The sequence below is a fragment of the Vibrio sp. VP6 genome, from assembly GCF_028823755.1.
GTDB lineage: Bacteria > Pseudomonadota > Gammaproteobacteria > Enterobacterales > Vibrionaceae > Vibrio > Vibrio parahaemolyticus.
This window is the reverse complement of sequence record NZ_JAPEID010000008.1, coordinates 85,826-99,208: the sequence shown is the minus strand read 5'-3', so window position 1 is coordinate 99,208 and position 13,383 is coordinate 85,826. Positions and strand designations below refer to the sequence as shown.

The following is a 13,383-nucleotide window of genomic DNA, read 5'->3' as shown; positions in this document are numbered from 1 at the left end:
AGCAACATTAGAAGAAGTAATCTAAAACTACAAATTTCTATTTAGAAGCACATTCATAAGCTTCTTCCATATTGAATTGCTTATTTATGCCAAAGATTAAGTGGAAATACTTCAATTGTGAAGTTGGAAAAACTTCGAGATCGTTGTATGCAGGTATCTATGTCGAATTGGAGTTTTTAAACCCATGGGCTCTCCTATTAAAATTCCTAGTTCATCTATTTAAAAAAGAGTAAGGATAGAGATATATGGATCAAGAAAACAGAAAACTGAAAGTACCAGCAGTCGCGGCACTTGCTGTAACTTACCGAGGCGATGAGCTGTTATTGGTACAGCGTTCAAAGGAGCCCCAAAAATATGGCTGGGGTTACCCGGGAGGGTCTGTTAACCCCGGTGAATCATTGCATGACGCTGCTCGCAGAGAGTTATTTGAAGAAACGCAAATTCATGGTTCACCGGAAAAAACGTTTGATGTGATCGAAGTTAATGAGTTTGATGCAAGCGGTGAGCACCACCATTTTATTTTGATTGCGGTATTGTGTCGTTATAAATCAGGCGATGCAATCGCGTCAGATGACGCAATCGACTGTCAGTGGATGCCTATCGAGCAGATCATGTCAGAACAAACCACATTGATTGAGCATGTGGGCGTCGTTGCAAGGTGTGCAGCAAAACTAATAGCCCATAATTTACTCGTTTGAAAATGCGTTACAATGACTCGTAACTTGTTTCGGGGCATTTCTGAGCTATAAGTACTCACCGTAAACAAAAAACTATTAGCAAATAAGCAGGTAAGTGCCTCTTCTCGTACTGATGATGTAACCCCTCTGTCCAAAACGCGACGATTTTCGTCAACTTCTATTCAGATATCATTCACATAGTCTTCTAGCATGAACTTTTCTCAACAAAGAAAGGACAAATTAATAATGTTAGAAATACCATCAGAAAAATACCGAGTAGCTCCTGTTATCAGCTTTCCACAAAGAACATGGCCTTCGAAGATATTAAAACAAGCCCCTCGTTGGTGCTCAACCGATTTACGAGATGGTAACCAATCTTTATCTAACCCAATGAATATTGATAAAAAACTGAAGTTCTTTCACCACTTAGTTGAATGCGGATTCAAGGAGATTGAGGTTGCATTCCCATCAGCATCGCAAACGGATTTTGACTTTGTTCGATGTCTGATCGAGAACGAGTTAATTCCAGGTGATGTTACTATTCAGGTGATTACGCAATCCAGATCGGACTTGATTGAGCGAACAATTGATTCTATAACAGGGGCGTCTAAGGCCATCGTCCATTTGTACAATGCTACAGCTCCATCTTTTAGAGATATTGTTTTTTCTCAGGATAAAATGTCTACTCTAGAACTTGCTGTAAATGGGGCTAAACAGATTAAAGCCTTATGTGAAAAACGACCTGAAACTGAATGGACTCTTGAGTATTCACCAGAGACATTCAATTTTACGGAATCCGAGTTTGCACTTGAAATCTGTGAAGCAGTAGCGTCAGTATGGCAGCCAAGCAAGACACGGCAGCTTATCATTAACCTGCCAACAACCGTTGAATGTAACACTCCTAACGTTTTTGCAGACCAGATTGAACACTTCATAAATACATTTAGTTCATTAGAGCACGTGACAATCAGTGTTCATCCTCATAATGATCGAGGTACTGGTGTTGCTAGTGCCGAACTCGCCATGCTAGCAGGAGCGACTCGGGTAGAAGGTTGTTTATTCGGGAACGGTGAACGTACAGGCAATGTTGACTTGGTCACGCTCGCGCTAAACCTTTATTCACAAGGCATTGATCCTAAATTGCGCTTTCATGACATTCGGCATACGGTTGAACTCGTCGAGCAGTGTAACGAAATCCCTGTTCACCCTCGTCACCCTTATGCTGGAAGGCTCGTTTTCACCGCCTTTTCGGGCTCTCATCAAGATGCCATTAAAAAAGGATTTTCTTCGTATAGCTCTAAGTTGAGGACCTTCTGGGATATCCCTTATTTGCCGATAGACCCTATGGATTTGGGGTGTAACTATGAAGAAGTGATTCGTGTAAACAGTCAATCAGGTAAGAGTGGTGCCGCATGGTTACTACAAGAAAACCACGGATTGTTACTGCCTAAAATGCTCCAAGCCGATTTGAGTAAAAAAGTGAAAAGTCATACCGATAGATCGGGATGTGAAATTAATCTTTCGGAATTATGGCAACTATTCAGACAGTCTTATGGTCTAGTGAGTAACCCGACCATAAGCTTGCAGAGCTATCACAGTCAAACAACAAAGATTGGCCAAAAAATTGAAGCCAAAATTCATCACAACAACAAAATGATAGGATGTGTTGGTTCTGGGAATGGTCTAATGTCTGCGTTGCTAAAAGGGTTAATGGAACAATATGGTCTGCAGGTAAATATCGTTGACTATCACGAGCATACTCTCGGTTCACGAACCCAAAGTAAAGCGGCCTGTTATGTGCAGCTACAGTCTGCGATTTCTAACGTGAGCTTTTTTGGCGTCGCAATTGAAGAAGATGCAACAAAAGCATCTCTACAAGCATTGTTGAATGCCTACTCTAATTTACTACAGACTAACTTAGCGCTTTAATCTTGTTCTAATGGATTAACCATCGGACAATATTCCCTCGGAGACAGCCCCGTTCGACTTTTAAACATCGCGCTAAATGCGCTAGGGCTGTCATATCCAGTCGCTAATGCAGTATCTAACACACTGCAGCCGCTGGCTAAAAGTTCAGACGCATGTAGTAATCGTTTCTGACGCAGCCATTCTGTGAACGTTAGACCTAGCTCTTGCTGAAACCGACGAGAAACAGTTCTTTCACTTTGGCCCAAATACTTGGCAGCATCTGAAGCCGTCCATGGGTGTGAAAGACGCTCAGATACGTTTTTACAGAGCATGACCAATGCTTCGGTTCTTGGGTTGGGGAGATAAAAATCAATGGGGTTTAGCAAACGTAATTCATCAAGTATAAGTTCAAATATTCGTTCTTCTCGCGTTCCTGCTATCCGAATATCGGGTAGAGATATGGCCTCAACAATTAAACTGGTCAGCAACGACGAAACTTTCGATAGCACACAGGTATTGGGAAGGTCTGCCCTGGCCATAGGATCAACAAAAAGCGTACGAACTCGAACGTCCCCCGTAATTCTGAGGCTGTGTGAGATACCTGCAGGTATCCATAGCCCTTGATTCGTTGTCACAACCCACGACTCTGATTGTGTATCCACTCGAATAACACCGTTTAAAGCATGTAAAAACTGAGCGCACTGATGAGTATGGGGTGGTTCTACATCCCCATGAGAATAATTGTGTGCATATGCCAGTATTGGAGGGGCCAACGTTTCGTCACAAAACTTCATAAATACTCGAGTAAATCCTTATACCGAATGAAAAAATAATGTAACGAACTTATCCAGAATTCTCCAGAAGAAAGATAATCTCTGTTTCTCTACTGAATAGTTTAGCCAGTCCACATATACCTACATCTATAGCACTCAGATACAGCTAAACTGCTATTAAGTCATTAGTAAATTAGGGCAAACGTCGATACTCAGGAACGTCGTGAGTGAGGGGGCTGAATTGAAATGGGGCAATTATGAGTCAATTAGCACAGCGATTTTTCTATTGCTCATAATTCGTATATAGCCATTATTTATGTAGTTAGTTGCACTATATCGACATAAGTCATGTTCGTTCAAATAGGTGTGCTAAGAAATGTTATGGGTAACCACTCTAGGTAAAAATAGAACATAATGGCATGCTAACGACTCGACGAACTGCTCCAATAAAAAACGCCCTTCCTAGAGATAGGAGGGGCGTTTGTTGTGTTAAGTACCTGTGTTCAGCATCGCTCATTTTTAGACGAGGTCAGCGCAACAAATTTGTGTTGTGCAATGAGCCTAATGGCTATTCATGATGCCGTTGGTAGTAGAATAGAATTAGAGTGAAGCTCATACCTAGTCTCTAGATTTTGTTTTTCTATAAAACTCTTTTCTTTCTGTGAGTAAGGATTCTTCGCTTTCAAATCAAGGAATATACCTTGATAACGCCACCCCTTACGGCGAAGTTCACTCACCGATTGCTCTCCACTTTGTAGCTTTCTTCCATACCTATCTCTGACTGTCACAATAACTTTGGTATTGTCCGGTTGCTCATCATATCCGTACCATATTAATGCCTCGGATTTTTCACCCAATATTAATGGGTCATCATTTGGGATATTTGAGCATTGAACAACGGTAAACGTTTGGTTCTCTCTGTCTTTTTTGTCGCGTTGGTGAGATAAGTATTTTAAGCCAGCAACAGATTTGAGTTTGTAATTGTAAGCGGCAGAATCATATTCAAAGTACGAGTCATCGTAATGTGGATACATGGCTTTTTCAAACCAATCCCCGCTTGGGTTATCGACAAATTTAATCTCTGGTTCAGCATGACTTTCAACAAAAGAAGGCGTGTATTGATAGGTCACTTCAAAGAGATGCTCTTCCATGTCCGGCTTGGTAAGTGAATCAAAAGCTCGCCCCACAGATTTCTTGATTTTGTTAATCGAGTCAGGATGAGTTAAATAGATTTCAATTAAACCATGCCCTGCAATGTCTGCTGTGCTTGGCGCTATAGCGGTATTCGGTACAGGGACAGAGCCAATTCCCGTTAGTTGCAGGCCATTAATAACAAGGTCAGAGGTTGATAAAATATAGTCACTATCAGGGGTTAATGTTGGCGAGGCCGGCGCAATATGAACCACGTGAATATTATCAGCGTCGTATCCTAATTGAGAAACAACATACTTGTAAGATTGGTTCACCCATAAGTTTCCTTGCGAATGAGCAATATAAATTAGCTTTTTGCCTTTCCATGTATTGGAATCATTGATGAGTTTATGCTGCATCTGAGTTTTTTCAGTATCAGGTGAATCAATCGAAGTACTCAAGAGCTGCAAAAACTCACGAATCATCGTATTCATACCTTGGCTGAGAAGGTCAGAAACAAACCCTTTAAACCATGAAAAAGTCGCACTAATTTTTTGGATGATGGAACTGTCCTGACGTCCGCTAACGATTTCCCAAAACGCTTCCCATCGGTCAAATTGCTTTTGCCCCAACTCTTGTGTTCTTTGATCAAAAGTTTCAGCAAAATCAGCTAAGACATTCAACCCGTTACTTTCAATGTAAGAGTCATTGTAGAACAGTTGATATTCAACTGGCTCACCGTTGAATTGCTTGATACCAAGGGTTGATTCTATTTTCTTCCTTCCCTCGACCGCAGCGTCTTTCGACGTAGCAACACCATTAAAAAAACTTATTGTGTAGCCTTCAATATCACAGGAGTTAGCACTGACATGCGCAGGGAATATCGTAAGAAACAAAAGTGCACTCGTTAGCTTATTCACAATACTGCTCCTCGGCTGGGAGCGATGTGCTTACTGAACCATCTTGCAAATGATTATAAGCCAAATAAGCAATGGTTCTGGCTTTAGTGTTATAGGTAAGTGCTCTTATCGTTTTTGACGTATCGATTGAATCATCTACTGGGATACCGACAAAATCCTTGCAAGCAATGACCTTTTCATACTCGAAACCAATTTTCATTGCTTTATAGATATTAGCTTCGGTCTTTTCACTCCAGTCGTAATATAGATTTTTTTGAGAGTAACGAGCGTTTTGCTTCAATGCATTGCGCACTGGCTCTGACACTTCTAACGCATTGATGAATGCCTCGATATCGTCGCGTATTCCGTCTTTATTTTCATCGCGACCTGTCAGGGAATCACTTCTATCTAGTGTGTAATCAAATTTTCGATATAGCAGAGCAAATTGGTCATCAATTGTAGGTTGAGCCTTTAGCTCTTTAGCAATCTCCGGCGTTTTTTTAAAACTTTGGTGTGGTTGGTTGTGATTTGGGTCTGGAGTCGGAGTGTTTTGCTGGTTACAGCCAAAGAGAGTAAGCAGGCCAAGTAGCGATAATTTTTTCATATGAATAATCCATGTTTTTATGGATATTACATGTGCGCTTTGCGGATAGACCAATTGCGTTTTGTTATACCGAGTAAATAACTGGCAATTTAACTCTCCATGTTTGTATGCATTTATCTTGAGACAAAAACGCCCTTCACCTGAGCAAAGAGCGTTTTTTACTTGAGGTTATGGTTCGAACATTAAAGCACCAACCCGCCATCAATCTTGAGCACTTGTCCGGTTATAAACGCACTTTTATCAGAGACCAGAAACGCAACGCCATTGGCGATATCTTGCACCGAGCCCATACGTCCTAGGGGCGTTTTACTTTCCATCATTTGAATGACTTTTTCTGGCAGGTTCTTGGTCATGTCGGTAGCGATAAAACCTGGCGCGACACAATTGACGCGTATCTGTGCCCCCTTTCTTGATAGCTCTTTCGCCCAGCCTTTGCTCATTGAGATGACGCCGCCTTTACTTGCGCCGTAGTTGCTCTGGCCAATATTGCCATCCGTACCCACGATAGAAGAAATGCTGACAATGCTACCTGCGCCCTGCTCTAGCATTACTGGCGCGACGCGTTGAGTAAGTAAGAACACAGCTTTTAAGTTCACATCGATTACGCTGTCCCAGTCTTGTTCTAACATGTCTGGCAACAATGCATCGCGAGTAATACCCGCGTTATTAACCAGCGTATCGATTCTTCCATGCTGCTCTACAATACTGTCTACCACTTCGCTAACAGCAGCGGCATCGCACAAATTGACTTGATAACTGCTTAGCTGCGCCGACTGGCTCCATTCCACAGGCGAGATATCCAGCCCAACGACGTGGAATCCATCTTCGAGTAATTGTTCGCAAATGGCCTGCCCTATACCGCGAGCAGCCCCTGTAACTACGGCGACTTTGTCGTGTTTCATCTTGGTCTTCCTTAAATGTTGAGATTACAAACTTGCTTGATCCTAGGCGCTTATCGTTATGTGGGTTTGTGCTTCTCATACGCAAAGGATTTTATTTCGTTAATGAAACTATAGGAATATTCTGGAAGTCTGATGTGAACGAATCAAGACAACTTGATGATGTTTCTGGCGGTTCTCAAGTTGAATACTAAAACAGAGAAATGGAGCGAGGAACTAACCAATTGAATACAAGCAAAAAAAAAGCACCATTACCGCAAATGGTGCTTGGTATTAACTCTTCATCTATAACAACACGATTTTTCTCAGCGGTGAGAAGATATTAAAAACTAAACCCATCATAAACAGCGTAATAACAATCGTTGCACCACTAGGCAAATCATACTTTGCAGAAGCTGCTATCCCCAACAAAATACCAATAGTTCCGATACCTAAACTGGCGGTTAAAAAACGTCTACCTTTAAGGCTCGCAGCGCATAAAGCGGGAATCACCAATAAAGCAAACTCTAGGTAAATCCCCGTCAGTTTGACGGTGATCGGCATCAAAATAGCGAAGATGAGATAAAAACCGCTACCACGCATAAATTCGGGCTTTGTACGTACTAGCAACAACATCGCACCAGTGATTACCGTCAACGGCCAAACATCTTGCCATGTCGACCACAGTAGCTGACCATTCAAAATCCCTTGAATGAAATCAGCACCATGTGGGTCTTTGCTAACAAGTAACACCGCCAAAGAGGCAGATACCACAAACAAGCTGCCAATCATCGGCTCAAGATGCGGATGATTTCGCTTTTCTAATGCAGCAATCAATCCGCATAACAATAACGACATTATCCAAGGGCCAAGCATTGCACCAAACCAAGATTCCGATAACCAAGGAATTCTCACGTACAAAGTAGATGAGTTTAGCCAATAATGACTAAGCGCCGCCCCCAATGCTGCGACTTGAGCCACCGCAAGGTCGATGAAAATGATCTGCCGCTGCAATACTTGCTGGCCAAGTACGACGTTACCAATTAGCGCAATCACGCCGCACAAAATAGCCGGCGCTAACCATGTGTATTCAGTCATGATCAAAACTTCACAGCGCTAGGAGAAACAAACACATCGAGTAACTCGGCAATCACTTCATCGTACAGCTCATCTAAGTTCTGCTCTTTTGACACCGTCAAAGGCAATTGGACGACAGGTTTGTTTGTTCGTTGTTGCAACCACATTGCGGGGCGTTGATCTTGGTGAGACGAATACACAATCGCATCAAACGAACTTGCGTCCAACTTTGTCAGTGATTGCAGATGCGAGGTCGTCGGCGATACCCCTGGTTTGGGCTCAAGATCCGCAACTTGAACCATGCCCAGCCAATCGAACAAATATCGGTAAGTGGAATGATAGCCCACAACTTGCTTACCATTTAACGGCTTAGCTTTTGCTTCCCATTCGTTGAGTTTTTTTTGCCAATGCGCACGAAACTTCATCCCATTGAGCTGGTAGGTTGGCGCATTTTCAGGATCAACCGCTTGCAAACGCTGAGTCACAACGCGCGAAAGCGTAATCATGTCATTCGCCGCAAACTGCACGTGCGGATTACCATGCGCATGAATGTCACCCATACTGCGATCCACATGTTGATGTGTATCCAGCATACGTACAAAACTGGCAGCGTAAATCATGCTTTTTGCCCCATTTTGCACCGCAGCATTTGAGCTTCGTGCCTGTAGCATAGGCAACCACCCTACTTCTAGCTCTGCTCCAGAACACATAGCCAAATCGGCTTGACGCATTTTCGCAATCAACGAAGGGCGAGCTTGCACGTAATGTGGATCTTGTTTATCGGTAGTAGCAGAATAGATATTTGCTTCTGGAGCGTGGCGTTGCAATAAAGCTTTCCATTCCGGCTCACAAACAAAAATATCCAAAGCCCATGTTGGAGAAGAAACAATGGCAGCAATCGCTGCCATTGTGCCTAAACCTTTAGAGATAAAGGTTAATGACTTAGAACGCATGAGCACCGTGCGCCCCAAAAGTCATGACGTATTGCAATGTAAAGACGTTCTCTTTTTCTTTGTCTTGGTTTTCTGCACGCGTGTACTGCGCACGAACAGTACCAAAGTGCGAAGAATCCCACGCAATCATCGCATCGACTTCTTTATCATTTAGCGCAGTGAAATGCATGTGGTCACCATGAGCATGACCATCGTAGCTTTCCGCTTCGCCGTAACGAACGCCAGCAGACCAGCTAGGGTTAAATCGGTATACACCCGAAACGTAATATGCTGTTAAGTTATCAGGGGATTCAGCTTCATCTTTAAATTTGCTGTCGACCACACCATCCAACAACATGTACTCGGCAGAAAACGTAAAGTTGCGGTACTTGTAGTTACCATCCGGGGCCCATTTCCAAACAAAATCAGCACCATAAAGATTCGCACCAGTAATCGTAGCAGCGTGGCTATGTTCATGGTCATGACCGGTATCAGCATGATGATCATGGTCAGCAAATTCTTCCACCTTGCCGTTCTTGTTTCGCAGGTAACTCAAGCCAAATTGCCAACTAGAAGAATCTGAAATGTCGCTACCTAGTTTTAATGTTGAGGTAAATACACCAACGTCAGAACCCTCATCCACTGCCGACATCTTGCTGCCACTTAGCGCCTCAACACCAAATTTCACAAACAGATCTGTCGGAAGAACAAGGCTCGCTCTCACGCCATCATCATAGTAATGCGAACCAAGAAACGTTCGGTACGCTAATGGACGCTCAACAAAACTATCGGTATGCATGTGTTGGTTGTTCAAGTAACCAAAATCGGAAAGAAAACGCCCCGCTCGGACATTAAAGCCGTAAGGCAAAGCCAAGGTTTCGATAAACGCTTCTTCCAACATCAGTTCGGTGTCGTCAGCATGGCTTTCCAGCACTGTCGTCAAAGCGCCATGGAATTTGTCGTCAATGTTTGCAGACAAACTAAGCTCGGTATGACCCAAGCCAAACCCTTCTTCTCGCTCTGAGTTATGACGCTGTCCATCTTGGTAATATCCGTCCAAAACAACACCAATTTGTGGATTCGACAACGTATCGGCAAAAACAGGGGATGCAAAAATGCTACCGATGACTAGAGAAACCAATTTTTTATTCACTACTTTTTCCTTATTGTTATGTTATAACATATGATTTTTAAGTTGTTATAATATAACAATTATCATTACACAAGGAATAATTGAAAATAGAACCCATTTGTATTCAGAAAACCGTTGAACATTGCTTAACCAACCATTGCATCAAATTACGTTTTTAAACGTATAATTGGAGCAAGAACCGACAAAATAAGTAACGGTATTTCAGTATGTTGAATATGGATTTTTCTCAAAGGGTCGTCATCGAAACAGGCAGCCAAAATTGGGTTGCTAGCCCCTCTCAAGGAGTGTGGCGTAAGCCATTGGAGCGAGAGGCAAAAGAATCTGGTCACGTAACCAGTGTAGTGAAGTACGAAGCAGGATCGCGTTTTTCTCCTCACCTTCACCCTTACGGAGAAGAAATTTTTGTGCTCGATGGTGTCTTCTCTGACGAAAATGGCGACTATCCCGCAGGTTCTTATCTTCGTAACCCACCCGGCAGTCTGCACGCGCCGTTTAGCGAGAAAGGTTGTGTCATTTTGGTCAAGCTCAATCAATTTGATCCGAACGATCTTAAAACTGTTCGAATCAATACTCGAGAAACAGAATGGTTGCCTGGCATTGGCGGACTACAAGTGATGCCTTTACATGATTTTAAGCACGAGCACGTTGCGTTGGTGAAGTGGCCCAAAGGCGAAAAGTTTCAACCTCACAAACACTTTGGTGGAGAAGAAATTTTTGTGTTGTCTGGCGAGTTTAGGGATGAGCTAGGTATATACCCAACACATACTTGGTTGCGATCACCCCACATGAGTGAGCACTTCCCTTTTGTAGAGGAAGAAACGGTAATTTGGGTGAAAACAGGACATTTGCCGCTCAGAAGTTGATCGTTCCTAAATACACATATGGGGAGTAGTCTGTCACAACATGTCTCCCCAAAGATTTAAAGTGAATCAAAAGATATGATAAATGCCCAGTTGAAGTAATATCTATCTTTAAGAATATTTTGAACTCAACCAAAATATATTAACGTACAACGCTTATCCACAATACTAACACTCCTCACCTTCTAAAACTTGGTGTGTACTATTTTCCTATTTCAACACTACTGACATTCCTGCTACATTGGGAGAACAATAACTCACAAAGGAATGACAGATGAGCAGTGGTCAAAGAGATATTACCCTTCGTTTTTTAGCTGAACCTGGTGACGTTAATTTTGGCGGAAAGGTTCACGGCGGCGCTGTAATGAAATGGATCGACTTAGCCGCTTATGCATGCAGTGCCGCTTGGAGTGGAAAATACTGCATTACTGCCTACGCGGGTGGGATTCGTTTTGTTGCGCCTATTCATGTTGGCAACCTTGTGGAAGTTAGCGCGAAAGTCATTTACACCGGTCGAAGCTCAATGCACATCGCCATTGATGTTCAAGCTAGCGATCCAAAACAGATGAAGAATCGTTTAACTACGCACTGTATCGTGATTATGGTAGCCGTAGATGAAAGCGGTAAACCTACTGACGTACCGAAGTGGATTCCTGAATCTGATGAAGACAAGGCTCTAGAGCAATCGGCTATTCGCTTAATGAATATGCGTAAAGAAATTGGCGAAGAGATGGAAGCGCACGTTAAATATCTTAAGTAATTTTCCTGCTTAGAAAGCCCCGATCTACCCCTATTTCCAACTCAGAGTGTGAAGCAACATCATGCTTCGGCCATTTGCTTCACACTCGTGACACATTGTCATAATTCCGTCACCTTGTTTTGCTTAAATCCACCCAGTATTTTGGAGCTATATAGAGTTTGGATCTTGAGACTAAAGCAAACAACCTTAAGTGAAGAGACGTTGACCAATTTGAAAGCGGTCGAATATCAATGGGTAAGAACCATGTACGTCGAGGGTTATAACGAATCGGAAATTAACCACTATATTCAGACCTGTTTCGGCAGCGATACCACTTTTGCCAACCTGTTTCGTCGCGTAGCGCTACAACAAGAGAGCTTGTATACACTGCTACAATACGTTGGCTGCGCGCCATCTAGCCGCGAGTTTTAAGTACCTCGGCATTTCCCGTCTTCACCTCGTTAAAACTGACGTCCTTACTTGTAAATACGTCCACGACACCGCACATTAGTAAGACCTAAATCTCATACTTTCCTACCATCACAGGTATTTATGTGAAGTGATTCGCAGGGCACCTCGGCGTCCCTGTGTAATCCATTGCAAAGCCGCTACTCTTTGTGTGTTTATTAAGCATAAAAAAACCTGAGTCAAGACTCAGGTTATGGTTACAAAAACTGTTAGTGATTGAATCGTAAGGAACTAAGCTAACAGCCAGCTATGCGTAACGCCAATAGAAGCAGGATATTACTGATCGGCGGCCAAACCAAAAGTGTAATATCGATGCTAAATATAAGGGCGACCATATGGTCGCCCTTTTCTAGTTATTCTTGTCAATCTCAGACCACTTGAGATTATCCTTTCACACCACCAGCGGTTAGACCACCAACCAACCAGCGTTGAGCAAGTAAGAATACTGCAGTGATTGGCACTGCTGATAGAACTGCAGCAGCAGCAAAGTCACCCCACAAGTAGTTTTGTGGATATAGGTATTGCTGCATACCTACTGCAAGTGTGTACGAGTCTACATCAGAAAGTAGTAGTGATGCTACAGGAACTTCACCAATTACCATGATGAACGACAAGATGAATACTACCGCTAGAATTGGCACTGACAGTGGCAGTAATACCAAACGGAATGCTTGCCATGGTGTTGCGCCATCAAGAGCAGCCGCTTCTTCTAAAGACGAGTCAATACTTTCGAAGTAGCCTTTAATCGTCCATACGTGCAGTGCGATACCACCTAAGTAAGCGAAGATCAGACCGCCGTGCGTATTCAAACCAAGGAAAGGAATGTACTGACCAAGTTTGTCGAACAACGCGTATAGAGCAACCAATGCCAATACCGCTGGGAACATTTGGAAGATCATCATCGCTTTGAGGATGGTGTTCTTACCTTTGAACTTCATACGCGCAAACGCGTAAGCCGATGTTGTAGACAGCGCCACAATCAAGATTGCAGAGATGCCACCAACTTTTACCGAGTTCCACAACCACGTCATTACTGGGAATGGAGGTGGTGTTACGGTGCCATCTGCGTTCGTAATTGAGAAACCAAGCGCTAACTTCCAGTGGTCAAGCGTTGGGTTGTCTGGGATCAAGCTACCCGTTGCGAAGTTACCTTCACGGAACGAAATCGCGATGATCATCAATAATGGGAAAATAATCAGTGCTAAGAATGCCCACATAGCAATATGAGTAGCCCAAACACGATACTTTAATGACTTACCTTGTACCATTGCCATTGTAATCTCT

The 13,383-nt window shown here is 43.0% G+C and carries 13 protein-coding genes and 1 pseudogene; 5 read left to right on the top strand and 9 right to left on the bottom strand.

Features of this window, described 5'->3' with window-relative positions; genetic code table 11:
- Positions 1–245 precede the first annotated feature (245 nt).
- A complete protein-coding gene (locus OU793_RS07620; protein WP_025505833.1) occupies positions 246–698 on the top strand; it encodes an NUDIX hydrolase in 453 nt (150 codons plus the stop codon).
- Positions 699–923: 225 nt separating this feature from the next.
- Positions 924–2,606 (top strand): 2-isopropylmalate synthase, encoded by a 1,683-nt coding sequence (leuA, locus tag OU793_RS07615; protein ID WP_025611017.1) that lies wholly within the window; start codon positions 924–926, stop codon positions 2,604–2,606.
- Here the strand turns inward: leuA and OU793_RS07610 are convergent.
- The 8 genes and pseudogenes from OU793_RS07610 to OU793_RS07575 form a co-directional block, all read right to left on the bottom strand.
- Complete coding sequence (locus OU793_RS07610; RefSeq protein WP_229651799.1) at positions 2,603–2,971, bottom strand: helix-turn-helix domain-containing protein; 369 nt, start codon at positions 2,969–2,971, stop codon at positions 2,603–2,605. The genes leuA and OU793_RS07610 overlap by 4 nt on opposite strands.
- Before the next feature lie 159 nt (positions 2,972–3,130).
- Positions 3,131–3,379 (bottom strand): annotated as a pseudogene (locus tag OU793_RS07605) (cupin domain-containing protein); the annotation flags it as partial.
- A gap of 551 nt (positions 3,380–3,930) precedes the next feature.
- The gene (locus OU793_RS07600; RefSeq protein ID WP_140103503.1) at positions 3,931–5,409 is read right to left on the bottom strand and encodes a hypothetical protein; all 1,479 of its coding nucleotides are present in this window, start codon (positions 5,407–5,409) and stop codon (positions 3,931–3,933) included.
- Positions 5,402–5,992 (bottom strand): hypothetical protein, encoded by a 591-nt coding sequence (locus OU793_RS07595; protein WP_029829971.1) that lies wholly within the window; start codon positions 5,990–5,992, stop codon positions 5,402–5,404. The genes OU793_RS07600 and OU793_RS07595 overlap by 8 nt, the downstream gene beginning before the upstream one ends.
- A gap of 182 nt (positions 5,993–6,174) precedes the next feature.
- Positions 6,175–6,894 carry a beta-ketoacyl-ACP reductase gene (locus OU793_RS07590; protein WP_025788417.1) on the bottom strand — a complete coding sequence of 240 codons (720 nt, stop codon included), beginning with the start codon at positions 6,892–6,894 and terminating at the stop codon, positions 6,175–6,177.
- A 282-nt stretch (positions 6,895–7,176) separates the two neighbouring features.
- Positions 7,177–7,968 (bottom strand): metal ABC transporter permease, encoded by a 792-nt coding sequence (locus OU793_RS07585; protein WP_180793889.1) that lies wholly within the window; start codon positions 7,966–7,968, stop codon positions 7,177–7,179.
- 2 nt (positions 7,969–7,970) lie between these two features.
- The gene (locus OU793_RS07580) at positions 7,971–8,900 is read right to left on the bottom strand and encodes a metal ABC transporter solute-binding protein, Zn/Mn family (RefSeq protein WP_180793890.1); all 930 of its coding nucleotides are present in this window, start codon (positions 8,898–8,900) and stop codon (positions 7,971–7,973) included.
- A complete protein-coding gene (locus OU793_RS07575) occupies positions 8,890–10,032 on the bottom strand; it encodes a hypothetical protein (protein WP_025525335.1) in 1,143 nt (380 codons plus the stop codon). Before OU793_RS07575 ends, OU793_RS07580 begins: the two co-directional genes overlap by 11 nt.
- 206 nt (positions 10,033–10,238) lie before the next feature.
- Here OU793_RS07575 and OU793_RS07570 point away from each other — a divergent pair, with 206 nt between their 5' ends.
- The 3 genes from OU793_RS07570 (at position 10,239) to OU793_RS07560 (ending at position 12,063) form a co-directional block, all read left to right on the top strand.
- Positions 10,239–10,895 carry a cupin domain-containing protein gene (locus OU793_RS07570; RefSeq protein WP_069497625.1) on the top strand — a complete coding sequence of 219 codons (657 nt, stop codon included), beginning with the start codon at positions 10,239–10,241 and terminating at the stop codon, positions 10,893–10,895.
- Positions 10,896–11,166: 271 nt separating this feature from the next.
- The gene (locus OU793_RS07565; protein WP_005499665.1) at positions 11,167–11,652 is read left to right on the top strand and encodes an acyl-CoA thioesterase; all 486 of its coding nucleotides are present in this window, start codon (positions 11,167–11,169) and stop codon (positions 11,650–11,652) included.
- Positions 11,653–11,817: 165 nt separating this feature from the next.
- Complete coding sequence (locus OU793_RS07560) at positions 11,818–12,063, top strand: hypothetical protein (protein ID WP_201452291.1); 246 nt, start codon at positions 11,818–11,820, stop codon at positions 12,061–12,063.
- A 419-nt stretch (positions 12,064–12,482) separates the two neighbouring features.
- On the opposite strand, the gene malG is transcribed toward OU793_RS07560, so the two are convergent.
- Positions 12,483–13,373: a maltose ABC transporter permease MalG gene (gene malG / locus OU793_RS07555; protein WP_005463109.1), complete on the bottom strand. Its 891-nt coding sequence runs from the start codon at positions 13,371–13,373 to the stop codon at positions 12,483–12,485.
- Positions 13,374–13,383 lie beyond the last annotated feature (10 nt).